The organism is Opitutus sp. ER46, assembly GCF_003054705.1.
In the GTDB taxonomy this organism is placed as follows: Bacteria; Verrucomicrobiota; Verrucomicrobiia; order Opitutales; family Opitutaceae; genus ER46.
In genome coordinates this window covers 30,875-54,219 of sequence record NZ_QAYX01000025.1, presented here as the reverse complement: position 1 = coordinate 54,219, position 23,345 = coordinate 30,875, and the positions used below count along the sequence as shown (strand labels likewise).

Here is a 23,345-nt window from a genome sequence, read left to right as displayed (position 1 = left end):
GCGCGAACCCCCGGGCGGTCACGGTTTCTTCTCCTGTGGACCAGGATCCCGCGCGCCGTAGCCGACGCTCCAGAGACCGTCGAGGAACGGCTGCTCCACCTCGAACACGACGTCGAACTCACGCGACCCGGCGAGTTGCTGGGCGCCGCCCACCCGGTCAGTCAGGAAAAGCGTGCTCGTGCTCGTCTGTTCCGCGCCCCCCGCCGGCAGCGCCACGGTGAGGTCGAGCTGGTACCGCCAGGTGCGGTCGTCGCCGGCGAGCAGCATCTGGTCGACGAACCGGTCGCGCACGAAACGTTTCGCGCGCAAGGTCCGCAGTGCCGGCAGGAGCTTGCCAAGCGCGGTGGGATCGCGCGGTGCGACGGTCGGCGCGCCATCCGGGCCAAACGTGGTCTCGAAGACCACCTTCTGGGTGGTGAGATCGGTGAGTTTGAGGGCCGCGATGCGCGCGGTGGCCGGCAATTCGCGGATCGTGCGGTCGCGCCACGAGGCGATGTCGACGGGGAAGTCCCGCCCGAGATCGACATCCACCGCATACACCGACCGCCAGGGATCAGTCGGCCGCCCGACGCGGGCAAACACCGCCCCCGCTTTGTCGGTGCCCAACTGCAGGATGGTCGGCCGGTTCGCCGCCCCCGGCGCGGTGCTGGTCATGATGGTGATCTCACGCTCCGGACGGTTGAAGCCCCAGGCCTCGATCTGCGCGCTGGACGGAGCGTCGCTCTCGAAGCGGGTGGCGGAGAGCAGGCTCAGCCGGTCCAGCAACTGGCGTACCGCGACACTCTCGGCGGCGAGGGTCTGGGGCCGCCCGGCATTCTCTGATTCCCGCACCAGATGCCAGGTGCTGTTGGGCGCGTTGGGATCGAGGCGCTGCAGCGTGAGCGAAGGCTGGTTCGGGGCGGCGAGCGTGACCGAGGTGACCGCCAGCGGATCAAAATCCACGATGCGGCGCTCGCGCAACTCGGTCTGCGCCTGCTGCAACCGCTCGAGGAGACTGTTGGTTCCGCTCGGCACGACCACGGTGAACACCGGCGAGCGCACGCTGTTCCCGTTCATCAGCTGGGCGTAGTACTCGGTTTCCTTGGCCGCAGCCCCCGCGCCCTCGCCACCGGCGGGACGCACCGGCTCGCCGAGAAACAGCGTTTCGCTCCGGTTCGTCCCATCGAGCGTCACGCGCAGGGTCGGCGCCGACGAAGGCAGCACCGCGGGCGGATTGGGCGGAAACGACTTCGCCCGCAGCCGGTTCAGCTCCTTGATGGTGAGGTCCATCTCGATGCGGCTGGCCCGCGCGTTGACGATCGTGTCGAAGAGCCAGCTGCCGCTTTCGCGGCGAATGCGCACGCGGGCGCCGCTGGTCTGGACGCTGAGCGCCCGCGCCTCGAACACTTCGATCGTGAGGAGCGCATCGGCCCGAAGCTGGTCGAGCGGGACGGAGATGGCGTCGATGAGGGCGCGGCCGACGACGTGGACGCGGCTGCCGTCCGGTGAGAGCACGTAAAAGCGGTTCCCCATGTTGGTGGAGTCACCGATCTGGAGGACGGTACGTGGTCCCGCGGCGGGCGCCCCGGAGGCGGTGGCCGCCCCACCCGCGCTCGAGGTGAAGGCCACCGTGAGGCGCGGTTTGTCCAGGCCGTAGTCGGCCAGCGACCGGCCACTCTTGAGGATGTCGCTGACGGCAAAGCTGGTCTCGTTCTCCAGCAGCTGCAGCTGGGCGACGATGTTCTGCGCGGCGTACTGGTTGGCCGGCCAGTCGAGCGGATCGGTGAGCACCCAGACGTCGCGCTGGCGCACCATGGTGTAGGACGCGCCGGTCGCAGTCGTGCTGGTCACGGACAAGGTGCGGATCTCCGTCGTCTCGGCGCCGAGGACCCGACGGCGCGCCTCGCGCAACGCGTCCTCGGTGCGCCAGGCCCGTTCGAACCGGAAGATGAAGAAGAACAGGGCGACGTTGAGGAAGATGAGAACCAGCGTGACTTTGGTACGCACGGGAGGAAGGGGGGACGGGAGGTTATTTGCGCCGGGTCCAGTACACGATGAGACCGAGCAGTGCCATGGTGCCGGGAAGGGCGAACCACAGCGTGTAGTTGAGCCGGTTCAGGTCGGCCGCGCTCAACGAAAGCTGGAAGCGCTGGATCGGGCGCGCCGGGACGTTGAGCTGAGCGTCCCGCTCCACGGCCCAGTTCACCGCGCTCAGGAAGAGCGCTTCGTTGCCGGCGGTGTTGATGCGCTGGTTGGCCACGAAGTCACCCGAGCCGAACACGACCACGCGGCCGGCGCGCACGCTGAAGGCGAGGTTGCCACGGGGCGCGACGCGTTCCGAGGCGACGACGACGCCAAGCTGGCCCTCGGGCTTGAGCCCGGGGATCGGATGCGTGTTGCCGGGGTTCGTGGACTTGGGCTGGAGGCCCACGCGGTGCCCCACCTCGCCCCAGGCGGTCGGCGAGGCAGCCGCGATCGTCGTGGTGGTAAGCCCGCTGCCGGCGGCCTTGCTCGGGTCGGGATAGACGGTGCGGGTGTAGCCGAGCCGAAGGTAGAAGTTGTAGTTGATCAGCGGCTGCGAGATCGGGTGCTTCGGATCGTAGTGCTTCACGATCAGGTCGCCATCGTCCGTGCGATAGACCGGGTCGGTCTCGCAGATCACGTCGTCGTAAACCAACACTCCCCAGTCGAGCAGCAGGTCATCGAGCCCGAGCTGGGAGGCATTGATGCCCGGGGATAGCAGCAGGAGCAGCCGGCCCGCATTGGTGCTCAGGTACTGCCGGAGCTTCTCCTGCTCCGCCTTGCTGTAGCGGGACTGCGGTGCGACCGCGACCAGCAGCGCCGCCTCGTCGGGGATCTTCGAGATGGAGAGATCCACGGTATCGACCTTGAAATTACGGATCTGCAGCTCGTTGCGCAGGGAGGAAAGCCCTCGCGCCGGATTGGTGTCGTCCGGCTGCAGTTCGCCATGGCCGACGAGAAAGTAGATGTGCTGGCGTTCCGGGGAGGAGACGTCGAGCACGGCCGCCGTCAGCACCTGCTCGCCGATGAAGGCTTCCGGCACCGGCCGGCCGCCCTCGTTGCGCATGCGGTAGAGTTCATCGACCCGCACCGCGCGGGGGTTCTCGCCGCAGACCAGGAGGAGGACGTTCGGCTGCTCGAGCCCAAGCTGTTCCGCCCGGCGCCGGTCCTGGTACACGTTGACGATCTCGAACTTGATCTGGCCGCGCGAGGAATCCGCCGCGTGTACGAACTCGTCGAGCAGGCCGCGCACCTCGACGGGAATCTCGGTATCGTCGGTCACCGTCGCGTAGATGTGCACCGTCTGCTTGAGGTTCTTCAGGTAGGACAGCGTCTCGGGCGACAGGGAGTACCGGCGGTAGCGGGTGAGGTCGATGCGTGAGGCGTGGTTCCGCGCGAGGTAGTTGAGTCCGCCCACGAAGGTCAGGAACAACACGGCCTGCAGCACGAGGTTCATCGTGCGGAGCCAGCGGACGGCGCGGAAGCTTTCGAAGAAGGGCACGGCGATCGAAGGAAGGATGACGTTGGGGATCCGCCGGGATCAGGCGTGCAGCAGTTTGGCCTCCACGCCGAGGATGCTGAAGATCAGCGTCACCACGGTGCCGCTGAGGTAGAAGAGCAGTTGGCGCGTGTCGATGATGCCGCGGGTGAAATCATCCCGGTGCGTGAACACCCGTGCGTACTCCAGCCCGGTCTTCACCGGTTGGAACATGTCCTGTTCGAGCCAGGCCGACGTCGAGAGGACGCTGCCGCCCAGGATGAGCATGCCGAGCATCACGCAGGCGAGCACCGCCGCGACCGATTGGTTGCGCGTGAGCGAGCTCGCGAAGACTCCGATCGCCACAAAGAAGAGGCCCGAGACCGCCACGAAAACATAGCCACCCACGAGGGGTCCCGGATCCAGGAAGCGGGGATCGGCGGAGAACTTATGCAGGATGTAGAAGAAGCCGCCCGTGGTAGCCCAGAGGGCGAGATAGAGCAGGTAGGCCGCGCCGAACTTGCCGAGCACCACCTCGGTCGTGGTCACCGGCGTCGTCAATAGGGTCTCAATCGTCCCCAACCGGCGCTCCTCCGCGAAGCACTTCATCGTCAGCAGCGGCACCATCACGCACACCGGCAGCCAGAACAGGTGGAAGAAGACGTACGCCGGCGAGGTATCCTGCGCGGCCCCGCTGTATTGGTCGAGGATCTGGGAAAAGATCAGCCCCATGAACGCCAGGAACAGCGTCGCCGCGAAGTACGTGGCCGGGGAAACCAGCAGCATCCGGATCTCGTGACTGAGGAGCGTCGGGAAGTGCTTCATCGGAAAAGGGCGTCGAATCGGTGAGCGCGGCCGCGCATCATGCCTGCGGGGTTCGGGGGATCGGCGGGTTCGTCCGGCCGGCGGACGGCACCAGGACATCCCAGCTGCGACGGGTGGCTGCCAGGAAGACATCCTCGAGGGTCGGATGGGCGCGACTCAGGGCGCGCACGCGAAACTGGCGCGCCAACAGCGCCTGCAAAATCGGCTCGCCGATGTCCTCGTCGCGATCGGTGGTCACCCGCACCCGACGGAACCCGGGGGTGCCGGCCTCCTCGTCGGACTCGATCCGGAGGCTCGCGTCCGCCGCGGCCACCACCTGAGGCAGCGCGGCCAGGTCGCCCGCCACCTCGAGTTCGTAGGCGGTGCGGCCCAGGATCTCGCGGCGCAGTTCGGCCGGCGTGCCCTGGGCCACCACGCGGCCCTGGTTGATGATCAGCACGCGGTCGCAGGTCATCTCGATCTCGGGCAGGATGTGCGACGAGATGATCACCGTCATCCGGCCGCGCAGGCTCGAGATGAGGTCGCGGACGATGAGAATCTGGTGCGGATCGAGGCCGATGGTCGGCTCGTCCATGATGATCACCGGCGGTTCGGCCAGGATCGCCTCGGCAATGCCCACGCGCTGCCGGTAGCCCTTCGAGAGCTGGCCGATGATCTTGTGGCGAACGCGCTTCAGGTCGCAGATCTCGAGCACTTCATCGATCCGCGGGCCAAGCTTCCGCCGTGGCACCTCCTTCAGGCGGCCGCGAAAATAGAGATACTCCGAAACCCGCATGTCCTCGGGCAGCGGGTTGTTCTCCGGCATGTAGCCAATGCGGCGCTTGATCTCGTCCGGGTGCGTCGCCACCGGTACGCCGCAGATGCGGACCGAGCCGGAGGTGGCGGGCAGGTACCCGGTGAGGATACGCATCGTCGTCGACTTGCCGGCGCCGTTGGGCCCGAGGAACCCGATGATCTCGCCCTGCGCCACGGTGAAGCTGATGTCACTCACGGCCGAAACGCCGGCGTAAGTCTTCACCAGATGGGAGACTTCAATCGCGGGCGGTTGAGGATCGGACATGGACGAGAGCGGAGGTTTGGCTGAGGGAATGAGGGAGTGACGGGCGCGGCAAGCGCGGCGTGAGCCTCAGTCCCGGGCGGCAATCGCGAGAGCCAAGGCTTCGGCCGGCATGGTGATGCCAGAGAATGGCAGCGGAACGCAACTTGCCGGACGACGGCGTTGGACAAGGGCGCGCCGGCGTGGGTCCGGTATTTTCCCGAAGGTCGGGTCAGGAGGCCTTGTCGATCGTCACCTCGCCGGCGCGAAAACGTTGCACGCGGCCACGATCGTCGCGCAGGAGGAGCGCCCCGTCGTCGTCCACGCCGGCCGCAATGCCCTGATGGCGGCGCCCGGCTTCGTGGAGCGAGACCGGGGTGCCGCGCAGGACGTCGTAATGGTTCCAGAGGTCGGCGAACGTCTCGAGGTGATCGGCGTCGCTGAACTTGCGATACGCCAGGAGCACCCGCCCGACCAGCGCCGCGGCAAAACGATTGAGATCGAGGTCGCCACCGGTGAGCTGGGAAAGCGAGACGGCCCGACGGGAGAGCTCCTCCGGCCAGGCCGAGGACGCGCTGTTCACGTTGAGCCCGAGGCCAAAGACCAGATCGCGGATCTGATCCGCGTCGACCCGTGCCTCAGTCAGCATGCCGCCGGCCTTGCGCCCGTCGAAGACGATGTCGTTGGGCCACTTGATGCCGGGGTGCACCTTGGCGAAGTTCTCGAGGAAGGCGCAGATGTTCACCCCCATCCACAGGGTGAACGTCTGCATGCGGTCCGGAATCACGCGCGGACGAAAGGCGAAACTGGCGTAGACGTTGGCGCTGGAGTCACTGTGCCAGGTGCGGCCGAAACGGCCCCGGCCGCGCGTCTGTCGGCGAGCCAGCACGGCGAAGGGGGTCGGCCGTCCGCCCGCGAGTTGGCGGGCCGCCTCGTCGTTGGTGCTGTCGACCGTATCGAGCACGATCATGGAGAACCCCTTGGGGCGCACCTTGAGCTGCGTCTCGATCAACGTGGCGTGAAGCGTCCGCGGCTTCTCGGCGATCCGGTAGCCATGCGAACGCTGGGCCTCGAAGGCGAACCCCGCCGCCCGCAGCTTCTCCATGTGCTGCCAGACGGCGACACGGCTCACGCCAATCTTGGCGGCCAGCGTCGCGCCCGAAACCCAGTTGGGCTCGTGGGCCAGAAGTTCCCGCAGGATGACGTGTTCGGCAGTCGGCATGATTACGGCAGCAGGACGGCGCTGCCGGGGCGAAGATGCGAGCGGAAGTTGCGCCACGGCAGCGGTTTCGAGCCCACGCATTTCGGTGCCGAGGGCGACTCGAAAAACGGCCGGGCGTTCAACGCCGGCTCAGCGGTCGCCAGTCGAAATTGCCCTCCCGCACGAAGGTCTCCTGGACCTCGCGTTTCACATAGAGGCCAGCCGCCTTGTCGGTGGCGGTGACCATGCGGGCGAGATCGGACATGTCCGCCATGTTCCGGAGGCGCTCGTCCTCCTCATACATCGACATCGCGACCTGTTCCTTGCTCGCGCCAAACAGCGGAAGCGTGAACGCGTTCAGCGCCCGGTAGGTTTCGTTCAGGTAACGCTTCATCGCGATGTCGGCCAAGCCCTTGTCGGTCGTGATGGCGCGTTCGGAGAAAACCGGCGGCCGGGGCTGGGTCACGATGTATTTCGGCAGGCGGATGATGCCATTGCGCGGTTTGTCGGTCTCGCGCAGGTCCTCCTCTTCCGCGGACGGTGTCGCCGGCTTCGGCGCGGGCGGCGCATACTTCGGCGAGGCCGCCGCAAGCTGGGCTGCGACCTCCGGCGAAATGGCTCGGGCCCGACGCGGGCGCGGAGCGGGCGTGGTCGGGGTCGCCGGCGTGGCCAGCACCGGGTTCTCACCCGGGGCCAAAGGCGGAGTCGCGCTCACGGTCGCCGGAAGCGTGGCGGGTTGGGTCGGGACGGCGGGAACTGATTCCTGCGCCAGCGCCGATGCCGTCAGCGCCACGGAAGCCAGAACCGCGAAACAGGAGGGAAGCGCAGCGGGACGAGTCATGGACAGATGGAAACTTGGCCGGGCCGAGTGTTCCGTGCAATGCTGGCCACATCGCGGCAGCTAAACCGCCGCCACCCTGCAACTAGCACATCCGAAGGACGGCTGGCAGTGCCCGCGAACGGTCAGGTCGGGCCGAGAGAGCTCCTAGAGCGGCTCGATCCGCACGTTGCGCAGCTCAAACGCGGTGCCCTCGAGCTGGAAGCCGACCTTGCCCGCGCCCGGGGTGACTTCGGACACTTCGTTCTGAAGCACCCCGTTGATCGTCACGCTGATCCGGCCATCCTGGCACACGATGTCACATTGATTCCACTCCCCTGCCGGGTGCTCGCCGCGATCCGCCCGGCGGTTGAGCTGGGGCGTCTTGGCCTCGGCCGCAGTCGAAAGCTTCTCGGCAAACACCGCTCCGGCCATGGGCAGCAGATCACCCGCGCGGCCGATCTTCGTCTGGACCTGAATCGAAACGGGCCACGCGCGATCCTTCGGGCCGGACGCGATGTGCAGCAGCACGCCGCCGTTCGCGTTCTTCGGGGCATCAGCCGCCCACCGCCACTCGGCGTGCAGCCGGTAGTTGTCGTACGACTTCCTGGTGGCGAGATAACCGACCGGCTTGCCTGTCACGGAGATCACCCCGTCAGCCCCGGCGCGGCACACGGTCGCGATCGGCGCCGCTGGCACCGTCACGTACTCCCACGCGGACAGGTCCCCGCGGGGGAAAAGATCGACCGGCTCCGCGGCGCGAGCGGACGCGAGGAAGCCCAACGCGCCAGCGGCCAGGGCAACGAGAAACTTGGAGGGCATGCAGCGAAGCATGCCGGGCGACTCACGGACGCGAGTCAAAAGCCAGGCGACCCTCCGTCCGCCCGGACCGTGCGGTCCGAAGGGCGACCGGAAGCGGACCTAGATCAGGCCCAGCTTCATCTTCCCTTCCTCGGAAATCATCTGCTGATTCCAAGGCGGGTCCCACGTGATGCGCACATCCGCCTCGGAGACCCCAGGAACGAGGAGAATCTTGCTCCTGGCGTCCTCGGCGATTGCCGGACCCATGCCGCAGCCGGGCGCGGTGAGCGTCATGGCCACATTGACCTTGTACCCCGGCGCGCCGCCGTTCGCGAGGTCCCGGACCTCTTCGAGGTCCATCGAGTAAACGAGCCCCAGGTCGACGATGTTCACCGGGATCTCCGGGTCGAACACCTGCCGGAGCTGCCCCCAGATCGCCTCGGGATCCGGCGCGCCCCCCTCGAGCGTGGCGGCCTTGACGGTCGTGTCCTTCACCGCCTCGCCCAGGGCATCGGCATCGGCGCCGTCGACGCGGAAGAGCCCAAAGTCGGTCTGCACGGTGTAGCTGCCGCCCAGCGTCTGATGAATCAGGATACGCGTGCCGTTCGGCAGGGTCTGCTTGTCGCCAGAGGGAATCTGCGTGGCGGTGAGGTCGCGGGAGAGGGTGCGTTCGCGTTGCATGGGAGAAGCCGAGCCACGCAAAACGGCGCATCAGGTGCAACGCGCCGTTTGCGGCCCGAGATTACTTTTTGAACTGGGTCTGGATGAGCGCGCGGAGCGCGGTGTGCAGTTCCTCGCTCTCGAGGCGGTTCAGCACGTCCTCGAAGAAGCCGAAGGTCAGGAGTTCGTCGGCCATCGCCTGGTTGATGCCGCGGGACTGGAGGTAGAACTCCTGCTCGGGATCGATGCGGCTCGAGGTCGCGCCATGGGTGCAGCGCACGTCGTTGGCCTGGATTTCGAGCCCGGGCAGCGAGTTGGCCTCGGCCTCCTCGCTCAGCATCAGGTTGCGGTTGCTCTGGTACGCGTCGGTCTTCTGGGCGTCGGGATCGACGACGATCAGGCCGGAGAAGATGGTCTTCGCCTGGTGCCGGAGCGCGTTCTTGTAGAGCAGGTCCGACTTGGTGTTCGGCGCCTGGTGAATCTGCAGCGTGCGTTGGTCAAACTCCTGCGCGCCGTCGGCAACCGTGAGGGCCAGCATCTCGGAGAAGCCGCCGGGGGCCTGGAGTTGCGAGAGCGATTCGTGCCGGGCCTGCCGGCCGCCGAGATGAAGATTCAGCGACTGCACGCGGGCGTCGCGCCGCACCACGGTCGAATTGAACTGGAAGGACTCCGTGGCGCGCGACCAATGCTGCGCGCCGATGTAGGTGATCTGGGCGCCGTGGCCTGCGTAGAGATCGTTGGCCCCGCAGGCGAAGTGCGCGCCGTCATCGGCCGACACAAAATAGTCGACGACCGTGACCTTGGCGTTCTCCTCCGCGACCACGAGCGTGTGCGGGAAGACGGCCGCGCCGGCGCCGGCCGCGATGTGCGTGATGACGATCGGCGCGGAGAGTTCCACGCCGCGCGGGACGTAGATGAACGCACCATCCGAGACGAACGCGGTGTGCAGCGCCGCCAGCTTTTCGGACCCGAGCTTCTGCGGCTGCGCCATGAAGTGCTGGCGCAGAAGTTCGGAGTGCGTGCGCAGGGCCGACGAGATTGGCGCCACCACAACGCCCGTGGGGCGAGATGCATCGGGCAACGCCACCGCGAGTTGCTGGTTGACGAAGGTCAGCGCCGACGGGCCAAACGGAGAACCCACGGCAACGCCGGTCGGCGCCGCCAGGCCGGGGGCAAAGCCCTCGACGGTGAGCGTGGCAATGTTGCTGAAACGCCACGATTCGTCGGTGCGGCGCGGCATCGGCAGTTCGCCGAAACGGGCGTGTGCCGCCCGCTTGCGCTCAAGCCACCACGCGGGCGCGTTGGCCTGCGTCGCAAGATGGGCCGCGAACGCGTCCGCCGTGAACGCTCCCACCGGGGAGCGGGGCGCGACGTGAAGAGGAGCGGAGGAAGACATGGAGATGATGGAATCCGGGATGCGAGCGTGAGAGGAGCGGAACGGGGCGGCCCCCGCTCCAGGGCGTCAGCCGACGCTGCCCTCCATTTCGAGGTCGATCAGCCGCTTGAGCTCAACGGAGTACTCCATCGGGAACTGGCGGGCCAGGTCGTTGATGAAGCCGTTCACCGCGAGACTCATGGCCTGGCCTTCGGTCAGTCCGCGCTGCTGCATGTAGAAGATCATGTCTTCATTCACCTTCGAGACGCTCGCCTCGTGCTGCACGTAGTTGCGGTCGCCGCGCACGGTGATCGCGGGGTACGTGTCGGTGCGGCTGTTGGTGTTGATCAGCAGCGCGTCGCACTCGGTGTTGTTCTTGCAGCCCTTGAGATGCTTCGGGATGTGAATCTGGCCGCGATACGTCGCCCGCCCCTGCCCCACGCTGATCGACTTGGAGATGACGTTGGACGTCGTCTCGTCGGCCGCGTGAATCATCTTGGCGCCGGTGTCCTGGTGCTGGCCGTTGTTGGCGAGGGCGATCGAGATCACCTCACCGCGGGCCTTGCGGCCCTTCAGGACGACCCCGGGATACTTCATGGTGAGGCGCGAGCCGATGTTGCAATCGATCCACTTGATCTCGGCCTCCTCGTGCGCGACGCCGCGCTTGGTGACGAGGTTGAAGACGTTGGCGGCCCAGTTCTGGACGGTGATGTACTGGATCTTGGCGCCCTTCAGCGCGACGAGTTCGACGACGGCGCTGTGGAGCGTCGAGGTGCTGAACTTCGGCGCCGTGCAGCCTTCCATGTAGGTCACCTCGGCGCCTTCGTCGGCGATGATGAGCGTGCGCTCGAACTGCCCGAAGTTCTCCGCGTTGATGCGGAAGTAGGCCTGCAGCGGATGCGAGACCTTCACGCCCGGCGGCACGTAGATGAAGGAGCCACCGGAGAACACCGCGCTGTTAAGCGCCGAGAACTTGTTGTCACCCGTCGGGATCACCTTGCCGAACCACTTGCGGAAGAGCTCGGGATGCTCCCGCAGGCCCTCGGTCGAATTGACGAAGATGACGCCCTGCTTCGCGACGGCCTCCTTCACGTTGGAGTACGCCGCCTCGGAGTCGAACTGCGCCTCGACGCCGGCGAGGTACTTGCGCTCCTGCTCGGGAATGCCGAGCCGTTCGAACGTCTTCTTGATGTCGTCCGGCACTTCTTCCCACGTGCGCTTCGGCTTCTGCCCGCTCGCGAGATAGTACCGGATCTTGTCGAAGTTGATGCTCTCGAGATCCTTCGTCGCCCAGTGCGTCGGGAGCGGTTTGGCGAGGAAGGTCTTCAGCGCGTTGAGGCGGAAATCGAGGAGCCACGAGGCCTCCTTCTTCACGCCGCTGATGTAGCGAACGGTTTCTTCCGTCAGGCCGGTGCCGGCATCGAAGTCGTATTTGACGTCGTATCTGAAGTCGCCGACCGACTGGTCAATTCCGGCGACCGGGTTGGCGTTGAGCTCGTCGGTCTCAGGACTGGAAAGCGTTTCGGTCTCGGGTGGTTTCATGGTGGTCCTCCGATTGGCATTGCCGGGCCCGATCGCGCCGGAAACGGCCGCGTCGCGGGTGGCAGGTGCAGGTGGTGTTTCGTCGTGCGGGCGGATCAGGCGGTCGCGGCGGCCAGCTCCTGTTTGACCCAGTCATAGCCCTTCGCCTCGAGTTCGAGCGCCAGGGTCTTGTCGCCGCTCTTCACAATGCGACCGTCGTACATGACGTGCACGAAATCCGGCACGATGTAGTTCAGGAGGCGCTGATAGTGGGTGATCAGCAGCACGCCCAGGTTGGGTCCACGCAGCTGATTCACGCCATCGGCCACGATGCGCAGCGCATCGATGTCGAGGCCGGAATCGGTCTCGTCCATCAGGGCGAACTTCGGCTCGAGCATCGCCATCTGCAGGATCTCACAGCGCTTCTTCTCGCCGCCGGAGAACCCCTCGTTGACGGCCCGCGAGGTGAACTTCCGGTCGATCTTCAGGAGGTCCATGCGGGAATAGAGCCGCTTGTAGTACGCGGTCGCATCGAGTTCCTCGCCTTCGGCCATGCGGGCCTGCTGGGCCGCACGGAGGAAGTTGGCGATCGAGACGCCCGGGATCTCGCTCGGGTATTGAAACGCCAGAAAGACACCGGCCCGGGCGCGCTCGTCCGGCTCCAGTTCAAGGAGCGAGCGACCATCAATGAGCACCTCGCCCGAGGTGATCGTGTAATCGGGATGCCCGGCGATCGCCTTGGACAGCGTCGACTTGCCCGTGCCGTTCGGCCCCATGATGGCGTGGACTTCACCGCTGTTGATCGTGAGCGTGAGCCCCTTGACGATCGGCTTTTCGCCAATGGCGACGTGGAGGTTCTTAATTTCGAGCGAGGACATGGTGTGTGCTGAAAAGGACTGGGAGGGGAAGGCAGAGCTGGAAGATCAGGAGGCCAACTTGGTCTCGTCGTGCGGCAGGAGTTCAGGCTGCGGTGCGGACGCGGCGACTTCGCCCCGGAAGATCACGTCGACCGACGTCGCGGCATATCCGGGCGGCAGGATCGCCTTGAGCTGACCCATGAGGGACTCGGGCAGGTCGATGTCGTACGCTCGCCCGGACTTCTCGTCGTGAAAATGAGCATGGGGCTTCAGATTCGGGCAATACCGCGTGGGAGCCCGTTCGAAGTTCACCGCCCGAACCACCTGGCACTGCACCAGCGCCTCGAGGCAGTTATAGACCGTCGCCAGGGAGATCGTCGGCATCTCAGTGCGCACGCGGGCATACACCTCGTCCGCCGTTGGATGGTCCCGCCGCTCCAATAGCACGCTATAGACCAGCTCACGCTGCGGCGTGGACCGAAGCCCGCTGTTGGCGAGCTTCTGGGAGAGCGCATCAGGTGTGAGATTGGGACGCATTCGGATCAGGAGCGCCCAACCAATTGGAATGGTTCTAAGGCGCAAGTAAGAATTAGACCTATTCTAACCGGTAATGGCGCCCCGCAGACCCAGCCAAAAACCCTAATCGTCGCGGCGCCCAGCCTTCACCCTGGCCGCGAGCTCCGTCGCGTAAATTTCTGGACACAAAGGAATATCGACTGTCCGTTTTTGCCACGCGGAGAGCAAAATCGCGTTCGCCAACTCCACCGACGCCACGCCTTCGGGCGCGGGCGCGATCAGCGGGGTACCGTCCAGAATGGCATCGACAAAATTTTGCAGAAGCTCGACGTGCTGACCACCATGCCCGGCGATTTGGAAATCGACCGTTTCCACCTTTGGCCGGCCAAAACGTTCGGGCGACGAGCGACTGAATTCGCTCATCGGCATGTCGTTGCGCTGCCACGTAAGCCGCTCTGCCTCATACACAAGCCGGCCCCGTTCCGCCGCAATCTCCAGTCGATTGGTCCCCGGCGCCTCGCCCGTGGACGTGATGAACGTGGCCTGGGCGCCCCCCGGCAGCTCAAAGTAAGCAGTGACGTCGTCCTCCACTTCGATGGGATGGTAACGCCCATAGTTACAGAACCCACTCACCCGATTAGGCATACCAAAGACCCATTGGAAGATATCCAAGTTGTGCGGGCATTGGTTGAGCAGCACGCCCCCGCCCTCCCCGGCCCACGTTGCCCGCCAACTGTCGCCCGCGTAGTAGGCATGCGTGCGAAACCAGTCTGTGATCGTCCACTGCACGCGACGGACTTCGCCCAGTTCGCCGGTCCTCACCAAGCGGCGGATCGTCTGAAAAAAGGGGTCGGTCCTTTGGTTGAACATCGCCGCGAAGACCTGGCGCGACCGGCCCTCGTGTGCCGCCAGCAGGCGCCGGGCATCCCCCACGTGGACCGAAATCGGCTTTTCCACCATCACGTGCACGCCGGCATTCAGCGCCGCGATGCCCATCGTCGTGTGGGCATAGTGCGGCGTCGCCACCAGCACGGCATCCACCTCACCGCTCCCGAGCAACTCAGCTTCCGACGCATAGGCGCGCACCTGGGGAAACTGCGCGAAATTGGCCGGCACGGGATCGCACGCTGCGACCAGTTCACAGCGCGCGACTTTGCCGCTCAGCACGTTTCCCGCATGAAACTGCCCCATGCCACCGAAGCCAATGATGCCGAGACGGACCTTGTTCATGGCTGTTCCCTAACCCGGGTCGCGGCCGCGATGCGAGTCCGGTCATCGGCCCGGGGAATCGGCTGCCCGAACACGCCCAAGAACACCGGGCGGAAAAAGCACTTGCCTCGGGTTATCCCGTGAGTCTTTGTGACCCCTCACTTGTTCGGGCTGTAGCGTAGCCTGGTAGCGCGCTTGCATGGGGTGCAAGAGGTCGTGAGTTCGAATCTCACCAGCCCGACCATTTTTGACCACGAAGCGGACCTCCCCGATGAGTCCGCTTTTCTGTTGGCCTCGCGCGACGTGACTCGCCCCCCGCCCCGGCGGCCAGGCGCCCCACGCGCGGGTCTGCCCCGCGAGCATCTTGGTCGGCTGCGTCGCCGGCGTGACACTGCGTAGCAGCACGTATCCGCCAGAGTACACTCCGGCGAAAAGCTCATTGCCCCGTCTTCCCGTGCCCGATGTAGTAGCCCGATACCTCTGATGAGTTCGTTGCCCACATTGCCGAAGCGCACGTGGCTGGAGCGGGCGTCGCTTGCGGTTCAAGGCGCGCTCATCCTCTGCGGCGGGTTGACCGTCGTGGGCTGGCTGTTCCGCGTCGACGCGCTGCTGCAGCCGCCACACACCGGCACGGCGACGATGAAGATGAACACGGCCGTCGCGTTCGTCATCCTTGGCATCGTCCTCATCGCCCTCGAATTCGGCCGGCGACGCGTCGCCTGGCTCGCCCTCGCGCCCGCCGCGATTGGTGGCCTGAGCCTCGTCGAGCATACGCTGCGGTTGAACCTCCGCATCGATGAACTGCTCACGCGCGACTATCTGGCGGCCAACGCCGGCAACGCCGGGCGCATGGGCCTCGTGGTTTCGATCTGCCTTCTCCTCGGCGGCGGCGCCTTGGCCTGGAGCGCCCTCGAGCGCCACGCGCGCCAACGCCTCGCAGTCCTGGCCACCGCGGGTTCGCTGATCGGCGCCGCGGGTTTTTCAACCCTCGTCGGCTATGCCGTCGGGCTCCAGGTCATCTATTCGTCCGGCGCCGGGCTGCCCACCTCGACCATGGCCGCCGCGGGCCTCCTCCTGCTCGGTACGGCGCTGATCAGCACCGCCTGGCGCGAGAGCACCCGCCTCAATGGCGAGGCGCCCTCCTGGTCGCCCCTGCCGGTGGTTGTCAGCTGCCTCGCGATGTCGCTCATCCTTTGGATCGGGCTCGGCCAGCGCGAGAATGCCTACATCGGCGCCAACACCGCGACGGCAATGGAACGGCTGGTCACCAACGTGCAGGCCGAGATCGACCGCCAGGTAAACCAGTTCGAACGCATGGCGGCCCGCGCGGCGAACAACGTCTCCAGCACCCCTTCGCTGTGGGAGGCGGACGCCCGCCCCCAGTGGAACAACTCCGTCGATCGCGGCTGCCGCTCCATCCAATACATCGAGGCCACCGGCCACACGCGCTGGGTCTTCCCCCAGGAAAACAACGAGGGCGCGATCGGCTTCGACCACAATACCGTCCCCGAACGGCATGACGCGATGGTCGAGGCCAGCGAGAGCAACACCGCCGTGCCTTCCCGCACCACGCGGATCCGCACCGCACACAGCACCGAGCCCGGCCTCGTCATCTACGCGCCCATCGTGCGCGACCGCATGCTCATCGGCTTCATCGCCGCCGAATTCGCCTACCAGCCGCTGTTCGATCGCATTGCCACCCGCGAGGGCATCACCACCCAGTACCACGCCATCGCCTCGATCGCCCGGAACCCCGTCTACGTTTCCGGCGTCGCCGAAGCGGCCGCCGACGAGCGCTACACCAGCACGATGACGTTCCGGATCTCGGACCGCTACGTGCAGGTCAGCCTCACGCCCCGTCCCGCCGCCCTCGCGCGCGACCATCGCTATCTCCCCGAGCTGTCCCTCCTCGCCGGTTTCGGCATCACGACCTTGTTCGGCCTCAGCGTCCACCTCGCCCGCCGCGCCCGAGCCGGCCAGCGCGCCGCCGAGTTGTCCAACAAGCGGCTCTTCGCCGAGAACGAGGAACGCCGCCGCGTCGAGGCCCGCCTCAAGGTCTCCGACGAGCGCCTGCGACTCGCCTTGGATTCCACCCAGATCGGCATCTTCGAGTGGAGCGTCACCGCCGGCCACGTCTACTACAGCCCCGGCCTGTGGGCCATGCTTGGATACGATCACACCCGCATGCCCTCCACCGTCGATGCGTGGCAGTCGCTCATCCACCCCGACGATGTTCCGGTCTACCGCCGTCGCGTTGAGGCCCAGCTCAACGGCGTCGTCACGTTCATCGAACCGGAATGCCGCGTCCGCGCCCGCAATGGCGACTGGCGCTGGGTTTACACGCGCTCCAAGTCCGTCGCCATGGGCGCTGACGGTCGGCCCATCCGGATCGTCGGCACCATCCAGGACATCACCGCCCGCCGCGAGGCCGAGCTCGCGCTGCGCGAGAGCCAGGCCGAGGCCCGCAAGCTCTCCCTCGTCGCCGCCAAGACCGACAACCCCGTGCTCATCACGTCCCGCGAGGGCCACATCGAGTGGGCCAATGAGGCGTTCTGCCGGGTCATGGAGTACTCGCTCGAGGAAGTCGTCGGCAAGAACCCGGCGTACTACATGGTCGGCCCGGAAACCAGTCAGCAGACGATGGCGGAAATCCAGGCCGCGATCAGCAATGGTGAGGGCATCAGCACCGATATCGTCAACTACTCGAAGTCGGGCCGGAAATTCCATCTGCACATCGAGATCCAGCCGGTCCGCAGTGCCACCGGTCAGCTCGAGAACTTCATCGTGGTCGAGACCGACATCACCGCCCGCGTTGAAACCGAGCACCAACTGCGCCGCGCCAAGGCCGAGGCCGACGACGCGTCCCGCGCCAAGAGCGAGTTTCTCGCCTCCATGTCGCACGAGATCCGCACGCCGATGAACGGCGTGATTGGCATGACGAGCCTGCTGATGGAAACCGTCCTGACGACCGAGCAGCGCGACTACGTCAGCACCATCCGCACCTCCGGCGAGGCGCTGCTCACCATCATCAACGACATTCTCGACTTCTCGAAGATCGAGTCCGGCAAGATGGAACTCGAGCGCGCCCGATTCGAGCTCTCCGCCTGCGTCGAGGAAGCGCTCGACCTCTTCGCCCTCCAGGCCGCCGCCAAGCGGCTCGAGATCGGTTACCACATGGCGGCCGACGTCCCGACCTGGATCGTCGGCGACGTCACGCGCCTGCGCCAGGTGCTCGTCAACCTCGTCAACAACGCGGTGAAATTCACCCCGAGCGGCAGCATCTCGCTCGAGATCCGCCGTGCTAAACGCGACCCCGTGCCCCACAATTTCGAGTTCGGCGCGGCCCCCGACCCGAAACGCATCGTTCTCGAGTTCACCGTCCGCGACACCGGCATCGGCATCCCCCGCGAGCGCGCGGACCGGCTCTTCAAGGCGTTCAGCCAGGTCGATTCCTCCACCACCCGCAAGTACGGCGGCACCGGCCTCGGCCTCGCCATCTGCCAGCGCCTCACCCACCTCATGGGCGGCGACATCCGCGTCGAAAGCACCCCGGGCCAGGGTTCCTCCTTCGCGTTCACCATCCAGACCGTGGCGGCCGTCAGCGGCACCGATTCCGGACTGCCGGTCACGCCCCCGCCGCTGCGCGAGGGGCTGGTCCTCTGCATCGAGGATCATCCCGTCACTCAGGCGCGCCTCAGCACCTTGTTCGAGCGGATGGCGGTGCGCTGCGTGGTCGTCGCCGATCTGAAGGCCGCCGCCACGACCCTCACTACGCTGCCCAAGCCGCCCGCCCTGTTCGTGATCGACGGCGGGGGGACGGATGCAGCCGCCTCCGCCGCGTCCGCGCTCGGCCTCTCCTGCCCCCGGCTCGTCCTGTTTCCCTTTGGCCAGACGCCTCCCACCGCCCCGGTCGGCAGCGCCCCGGTCGCCACCGTCTCAAAGCCCATCCGCACCGGCGCCTTCCAGCACGCAATCAAGGCCCTCTTCCAGCCGTTGCCGCTCGGCCGGCTACCTGTCGCGAAACCCGCCGATCGCAAGCTCGGCGAGGACATCCCGCTCGAGGTGCTCCTGGCCGAGGACAACCCGGTGAACCAGAAGGTCGCGCTACGCTTCCTCGAACGGCTCGGCTATCGCGCCGAGGCCGTGGCCAACGGCATCGAGGCCGTCACCGCCGTCCGCAACCGCCGCTACGATCTCGTGCTGATGGATCTGCAGATGCCGGAGATGGACGGCTTCGAGGCCACCCGACAGATCCGCGCCCGCGTGGGGGCGGATCACCAGCCGAAGATCGTCGCCCTCACCGCCAACGCCATGCAGGGCGACCGGGAGATGTGCGTCGCCGCCGGCATGGACGATTACATCTCAAAGCCGGTGAAGATGCATGAGATCTCCGCCGCGATTCGCCGCCATTTTTCCCCGGCGCCGACGGTAGCCAGTTCGCCCGCGGCCGGTTCTCACCCCAACTCCTGAAATCCCCACCGCGCGGATCAGCATCTCCGCCATGTAGTTGAGCTGCCGGTGCGGCAGGGTCCGTGACCATATCGGGCATTGACGCGCTTTTTTCCGGTTCGTTTGCTCCTTTTTATGCGCGACTCCAAGCCCGCCACTCCTCGCAACCGGTATAAACGCGTCGTTCTTAAGCTGTCCGGAGAAGTCCTCCGCGGCGGCAAAGCCGGCGACCCGATCGACGGTCCGACGCTGGAGAAGATCTGCATTCAGGTGAAAGAAATCCACGACCTGGGCGTCCAGGTCTGCGTCGTCATCGGCGGCGGAAACATTTTCCGCGGCCTCAACGGCGAGAAGCGCGGGGTCGACCGCACCACCGGCGACTACATGGGCATGCTCGCGACCGTCATCAACGGCCTCGCCCTCATGGATTGCCTGGAGAAACTCGGTGTGAACACGCGGGTGCAGAGCGCCATCCCGATGAACCAGATCGCCGAGCCGTTCATTCTCCGCCGTGCGATGCGCCACCTCGAAAAGGGCCGCGTCGTCATCTTCGTTGCGGGCACCGGCAATCCGTATTTCTCAACCGACACCACCGCCGCCCTCCGCGCCAGCGAACTGCACGCCGAGATCATCCTCAAGGCCACCAAGGTCGACGGCGTGTACGACAAGGACCCGAAGAAATACCCCGACGCCGTGCGCTTCGAGCAGCTCACGTTCATCGATGCGTTGAAGCAGCGCCTCAACGTCATGGATTCGACGGCGTTCTCCCTCTGCATGGACAACAGCGTGCCCATCCTCGTGTTTGATCTCGGTAACGAGCACGCCATCCGCAAGGCCGTGCTGGGCGAGAAGATTGGCACCCTCGTCCACAACTGATCCCCCTTCGGGCGCGGTCGGTTCCCGGCCGCGCCTCCGCTTCCTCCCCCGCCTCAATTCTCAACCCAGTAATCTCCCCCCCCGATGAGCCATCCCATCCTGATCGACGCCCAGTCCCGCATGAAGAAGGCCGTGGATCACACCCTCCACGAATTCAGCACCATCCACACCGGCAAGGCCACGCCGTCCATGGTCGAGAGCGTCATGGTCGATGCCTACGGTTCGCAGATGCGACTCAAGGAGTGCGCGGCCATCTCCACGCCCGACGCCCGGATGATCCAGATCCAGCCGTGGGACGCCACCCTCGTGAAGCCGATCGCCAAGGCGATCATTGACGCCAATCTTGGTTTCAACCCGCTCATCGACTCCAAGCTGATCCGCGTACCGCTCCCCGAGATGAGCCGCGAGCGCCGCCAGGAGTTCGTGAAAACCGCCCACCGTCTCGCCGAGGAAGGCCGCGTGCAGGTGCGCAACATCCGCCGCGACATGATCGAGGTGACCAAGAAGGCCAAGCTGCCCGAGGACGAGGCCAAGCGGCTCGAGAAAGATATCCAGACGTCCACCGACAAGGCCATCGCCGACATCAACGCGAACCTCGCCGCCAAGGAGAAGGATCTCCTCTCGGTCTGAGCCGAGCCCATCGCTTCCCTGCCGCCCCGGCCACCGCCGGGGCTTTTTTTGTGCCCCTTTTCGGCCCGGCGATGACGCACCCGGGCCCGGTCGCCGGTGGTTTTCGGCTTTAAGCGCCACCCTTCCGCCGCTGTTCTAGTGCCGCCCATGCCTCTCAGCTCCTTCTTCAACGCGACCACCAAGCGACCCCACCGGGTCGTCGTGAAGCTCGGCACCGGCGTCCTCACTTCCGGAGTCGGCCAGCTCAACGAGCCGAGAGTCGCGGCCATCTGCGCCCAGATCGCGGCGCTCCGCGCCCAAGGCACCGAGGTGATCGTCGTCTCCTCCGGCGCCATCGGTCTCGGACTGGGCGCCCTGCGGCTGCTCCGCCGTCCAAAGGAAACGGCGAAAAAGCAGGCGTGCGCCGCCATCGGCCAGAGCATGCTCATGCAGGTCTGGCAGCGCGCGTTCGCGCCTCTTGGCATCGTCGCCGCCCAGGTCCTGCTCACCCACGAGGACATCCGCTCGCGCGACCGCTACCTGAGCGTGAAAGCCTGCCTGGAGCAGATTCTCGCCTACGGCGCCGTCCCCGTCATCAACGAGAACGACACCGTGAGCTCCGCCGAAATCCAGGAGATCCGGTTCGGCGACAACGACACCCTTTCCGCCCTCGTCGCGAGCCTCGCCGAAGCCCAATACCTGTTTATCCTCTCCACCGCCCCCGGCCTGATCGACATGCAGGGCACCGGGCAAATCGTGCCCGTCGTTTCTCGCATCACCCCGGACATCGAAGCCATGGCCGGCGGTACCACGAGCGCCACGGCCGTCGGCGGCATGATCACCAAGATCTCGGCCGCGAAACTCGCCACCCGCGCCGGTTGCGGCGTCTTCATCGCGAGCGGCGCCGAAGCCGACATTCTCCCCCGCATCCTTCAGGGCACCGGCCCCGGCACGTTCTTCGTCCCCAGCGGCCTGCCCCTCGAGGCCAAGAAGCGCTGGCTCGCGTTTTTCCAGCGGCCGACCGGCACCATCCGCATCAACTCCTGCGCCATCCCCGTGCTGCGCGACCAGGGCCGCAGTCTCCTCGCTGTTGGTGTGACCGGCGCCGAGGGTTCCTTCGTCGATGGCGATGTCGTCAACGTCGCAGGTCCCGACGGCACCGTCCTCGCCCGCGGCCGCACCCGCTTCGGCAGCAGTGAGATCGCGAACCTCGCGGGCAAACACGGCGACGCCATGCGCCAGCTCTTCCCGTCGCGGAAACACCTGGAAGTGATCCATCGCGACGATCTCGTGCTCCTCTGAGTCGCCGCCATCCGGCGCGCACCACCCCTCGCATTGTTGCCATCCGCTGGCGGCCAAACGGGCGCCGCCCAACCCGCCCATCCCAGCCTGGGCTTGCGCGCCAAGGGCCGGCTGGCGCATGTTCGCGGACACGAGTCCCAGTTTGAGCCCCATGAAACCTTCCCTCCCCTTCCTGGCCGCGGCTTCCCTCCTCTTCGGCCTCTGGACCCATGCGGCCGAGACCGCCGCTCCGTCGTGGACCACCGCGACGGAAATCCTGCAGCGGATCAAGGCGCCGCAGTTCCCGGATCGGAAATTCTCGATCACCGATTTCGGCGCGGTCGCCGACGGCAAGACCGATGCCACCGCCGCCATCCGCCAGGCCATCGATGCCTGCCACCAGGCCGGCGGCGGCATGGTCGTCGTCCCCGCCGGCGAGTTCTTCACCGGCGCGATTCACCTGCGCAGCAACGTCAATCTCCACGTGAGCGAGGGCGCCACGCTGCGCTTCAGCACCGATCCGCAGGCCTATCTTCCCGTCGTACGCTCCCGCTGGGAGGGCATCGAGTGCATGAACTACTCCGCGCTCATCTACGCCTTCGAACAGGAAAACATCGCCGTCACCGGCCGTGGCACACTCGATGGCGCCGCGTCGCTCGACAACTGGTGGGGCTGGGCGCAGAAGCGGCCCGACGGCTCCTCCCGCGCCTCGTCGGACGTCCGCCAGCTCAATGAGTACGGCGACCAGGGCGTGCCCGTCGAACAGCGCCTCTTCGGCGAAGGCCACCTCCTCCGCCCAAACTTCTTCCAGCCGTATCGCTGCCGCAACGTCCTGATCGAGGGAGTGAAGATCCGCCGCTCCCCCATGTGGGAAATCAACCCGGTGCTCTGCACCAATGTCATCGTCCGCAATCTCGACATCGTCACCCACGGCCCGAACAACGACGGCTGCGACCCCGACTCCTGCCGCGACGTGCTCATCGAGGGCTGCGTGTTCGACACCGGTGACGACTGCATCGCCATCAAGTCCGGCCGCAACGACGACGGTCGTCGCGTTGGCGTCCCCTCCGAAAACCTGATCATCCGCGACTGCACGATGAAGGACGGCCATGGCGGCGTCGTCATCGGCAGCGAAATCGCCGGCGGCTGTCGCAACGTCTTCGTCGAGAACTGCCGGATGGACAGCCCGAATCTCGAGCGCGCCCTCCGCTTTAAATCCAACGCCCGTCGCGGCGGCCTCCTGGAAAACATCTTCATGCGCAACGTGACCATCGGCCAGGTCGCCGAGGCGATCATCACGGTGGATTTTCTCTATGAGGAGGGCGCCAAAGGCGCGCACCGGCCTGTCCTCCGCAATGTGCAACTCGAGAACGTCGTCAGCCAGTCCTCGCCCCGCGTGCTCTACATCGCCAGCTTCCCCGGCGCCACCGTCGACGGCATCACGATCAAGGACAGCAGATTTGCCGGGGTGGAGACCGCCGAGTACGTCCAGCACGCCGGGCGGATCACCTTCGAGGGCGTCACGATTCTGCCGGCCAAGCTGCCCCGCAGCCTGAGCTCCCGCCCGCCCCAGGGAGACTAGTCATCCCACCTTTCCCGCTCTCTGTGCCTCGCGCGGCCGGTGCTTCCGGCCGCGCCTTTTTTTGCCCCGCCGTCGCCCTGTCCCCCACCCGTCGGTTGCCACCTGCGCCCCCCACTCCCTTTGTCCGACCCGCGCCAAAGTGCTGGGACTCCGCCGTCAAGCCTTGATCGTATCATAAGTCCACCTACTCCGCGGCACGCGCAGCAGCAACAGAAGCGATGGGTTCGCCAACGAACGCACAGCCGGTTCCGC

The 23,345-nt window shown here is 66.2% G+C and carries 18 protein-coding genes and 1 tRNA gene; 6 read left to right on the top strand and 13 right to left on the bottom strand.

Annotated features, from left to right (window positions below; genetic code table 11):
• Positions 1–18: 18 nt before the first annotated feature.
• From DB354_RS18530 to DB354_RS18470, 13 genes are all read right to left on the bottom strand, one after another.
• Positions 19–1,986 carry a DUF4340 domain-containing protein gene (locus DB354_RS18530; protein ID WP_107837138.1) on the bottom strand — a complete coding sequence of 656 codons (1,968 nt, stop codon included), beginning with the start codon at positions 1,984–1,986 and terminating at the stop codon, positions 19–21.
• 22 nt (positions 1,987–2,008) lie between these two features.
• Positions 2,009–3,502 carry a DUF4350 domain-containing protein gene (locus DB354_RS18525; protein ID WP_107837137.1) on the bottom strand — a complete coding sequence of 498 codons (1,494 nt, stop codon included), beginning with the start codon at positions 3,500–3,502 and terminating at the stop codon, positions 2,009–2,011.
• Between the two features lie 39 nt (positions 3,503–3,541).
• Positions 3,542–4,303: an ABC transporter permease subunit gene (locus DB354_RS18520; RefSeq protein WP_107837136.1), complete on the bottom strand. Its 762-nt coding sequence runs from the start codon at positions 4,301–4,303 to the stop codon at positions 3,542–3,544.
• A 37-nt stretch (positions 4,304–4,340) separates the two neighbouring features.
• On the bottom strand, positions 4,341–5,363 hold the full coding sequence (locus tag DB354_RS18515; RefSeq protein ID WP_107837135.1) for an ABC transporter ATP-binding protein: 1,023 nt from the start codon (positions 5,361–5,363) through the stop codon (positions 4,341–4,343).
• A 208-nt stretch (positions 5,364–5,571) separates the two neighbouring features.
• Positions 5,572–6,561 (bottom strand): biotin--[acetyl-CoA-carboxylase] ligase, encoded by a 990-nt coding sequence (locus DB354_RS18510; protein WP_107837134.1) that lies wholly within the window; start codon positions 6,559–6,561, stop codon positions 5,572–5,574.
• A gap of 118 nt (positions 6,562–6,679) precedes the next feature.
• Positions 6,680–7,381, bottom strand: coding sequence for a hypothetical protein (locus DB354_RS18505; protein ID WP_146180322.1), 702 nt, complete (start codon positions 7,379–7,381; stop codon positions 6,680–6,682).
• Positions 7,382–7,525: 144 nt separating this feature from the next.
• A complete protein-coding gene (locus DB354_RS18500) occupies positions 7,526–8,179 on the bottom strand; it encodes a DUF1080 domain-containing protein (RefSeq protein ID WP_158277605.1) in 654 nt (217 codons plus the stop codon).
• A gap of 99 nt (positions 8,180–8,278) precedes the next feature.
• Positions 8,279–8,839 carry an iron-sulfur cluster assembly protein gene (locus tag DB354_RS18495; RefSeq protein WP_107837131.1) on the bottom strand — a complete coding sequence of 187 codons (561 nt, stop codon included), beginning with the start codon at positions 8,837–8,839 and terminating at the stop codon, positions 8,279–8,281.
• A 61-nt stretch (positions 8,840–8,900) separates the two neighbouring features.
• Complete coding sequence (sufD, locus tag DB354_RS18490; protein ID WP_107837130.1) at positions 8,901–10,214, bottom strand: Fe-S cluster assembly protein SufD; 1,314 nt, start codon at positions 10,212–10,214, stop codon at positions 8,901–8,903.
• Between the two features lie 66 nt (positions 10,215–10,280).
• A complete protein-coding gene (sufB, locus tag DB354_RS18485; protein WP_107837129.1) occupies positions 10,281–11,735 on the bottom strand; it encodes a Fe-S cluster assembly protein SufB in 1,455 nt (484 codons plus the stop codon).
• A gap of 95 nt (positions 11,736–11,830) precedes the next feature.
• Positions 11,831–12,592 (bottom strand): Fe-S cluster assembly ATPase SufC, encoded by a 762-nt coding sequence (gene sufC, locus DB354_RS18480; RefSeq protein ID WP_107837128.1) that lies wholly within the window; start codon positions 12,590–12,592, stop codon positions 11,831–11,833.
• A gap of 45 nt (positions 12,593–12,637) precedes the next feature.
• Positions 12,638–13,108 carry a transcriptional repressor gene (locus tag DB354_RS18475; protein WP_107837127.1) on the bottom strand — a complete coding sequence of 157 codons (471 nt, stop codon included), beginning with the start codon at positions 13,106–13,108 and terminating at the stop codon, positions 12,638–12,640.
• A gap of 102 nt (positions 13,109–13,210) precedes the next feature.
• Positions 13,211–14,317 (bottom strand): Gfo/Idh/MocA family oxidoreductase, encoded by a 1,107-nt coding sequence (locus DB354_RS18470; RefSeq protein ID WP_107837126.1) that lies wholly within the window; start codon positions 14,315–14,317, stop codon positions 13,211–13,213.
• Between the two features lie 146 nt (positions 14,318–14,463).
• Here DB354_RS18470 and DB354_RS18465 point away from each other — a divergent pair.
• The 6 genes from DB354_RS18465 (at position 14,464) to DB354_RS18440 (ending at position 23,093) form a co-directional block, all read left to right on the top strand.
• Positions 14,464–14,540: transfer RNA gene (locus DB354_RS18465), tRNA-Pro, on the top strand.
• Between the two features lie 239 nt (positions 14,541–14,779).
• On the top strand, positions 14,780–18,766 hold the full coding sequence (locus tag DB354_RS18460; RefSeq protein ID WP_107837125.1) for a response regulator: 3,987 nt from the start codon (positions 14,780–14,782) through the stop codon (positions 18,764–18,766).
• A gap of 114 nt (positions 18,767–18,880) precedes the next feature.
• Entirely contained in the window at positions 18,881–19,621 is a 741-nt protein-coding gene (gene pyrH / locus DB354_RS18455; protein ID WP_107837124.1) for a UMP kinase, read from the top strand.
• Between the two features lie 84 nt (positions 19,622–19,705).
• On the top strand, positions 19,706–20,251 hold the full coding sequence (gene frr, locus DB354_RS18450) for a ribosome recycling factor (protein ID WP_107837123.1): 546 nt from the start codon (positions 19,706–19,708) through the stop codon (positions 20,249–20,251).
• Between the two features lie 147 nt (positions 20,252–20,398).
• Positions 20,399–21,532, top strand: coding sequence for a glutamate 5-kinase (proB, locus tag DB354_RS18445; RefSeq protein ID WP_107837122.1), 1,134 nt, complete (start codon positions 20,399–20,401; stop codon positions 21,530–21,532).
• Between the two features lie 151 nt (positions 21,533–21,683).
• Positions 21,684–23,093: a glycoside hydrolase family 28 protein gene (locus DB354_RS18440; RefSeq protein WP_107837121.1), complete on the top strand. Its 1,410-nt coding sequence runs from the start codon at positions 21,684–21,686 to the stop codon at positions 23,091–23,093.
• Positions 23,094–23,345: the final 252 nt, after the last annotated feature.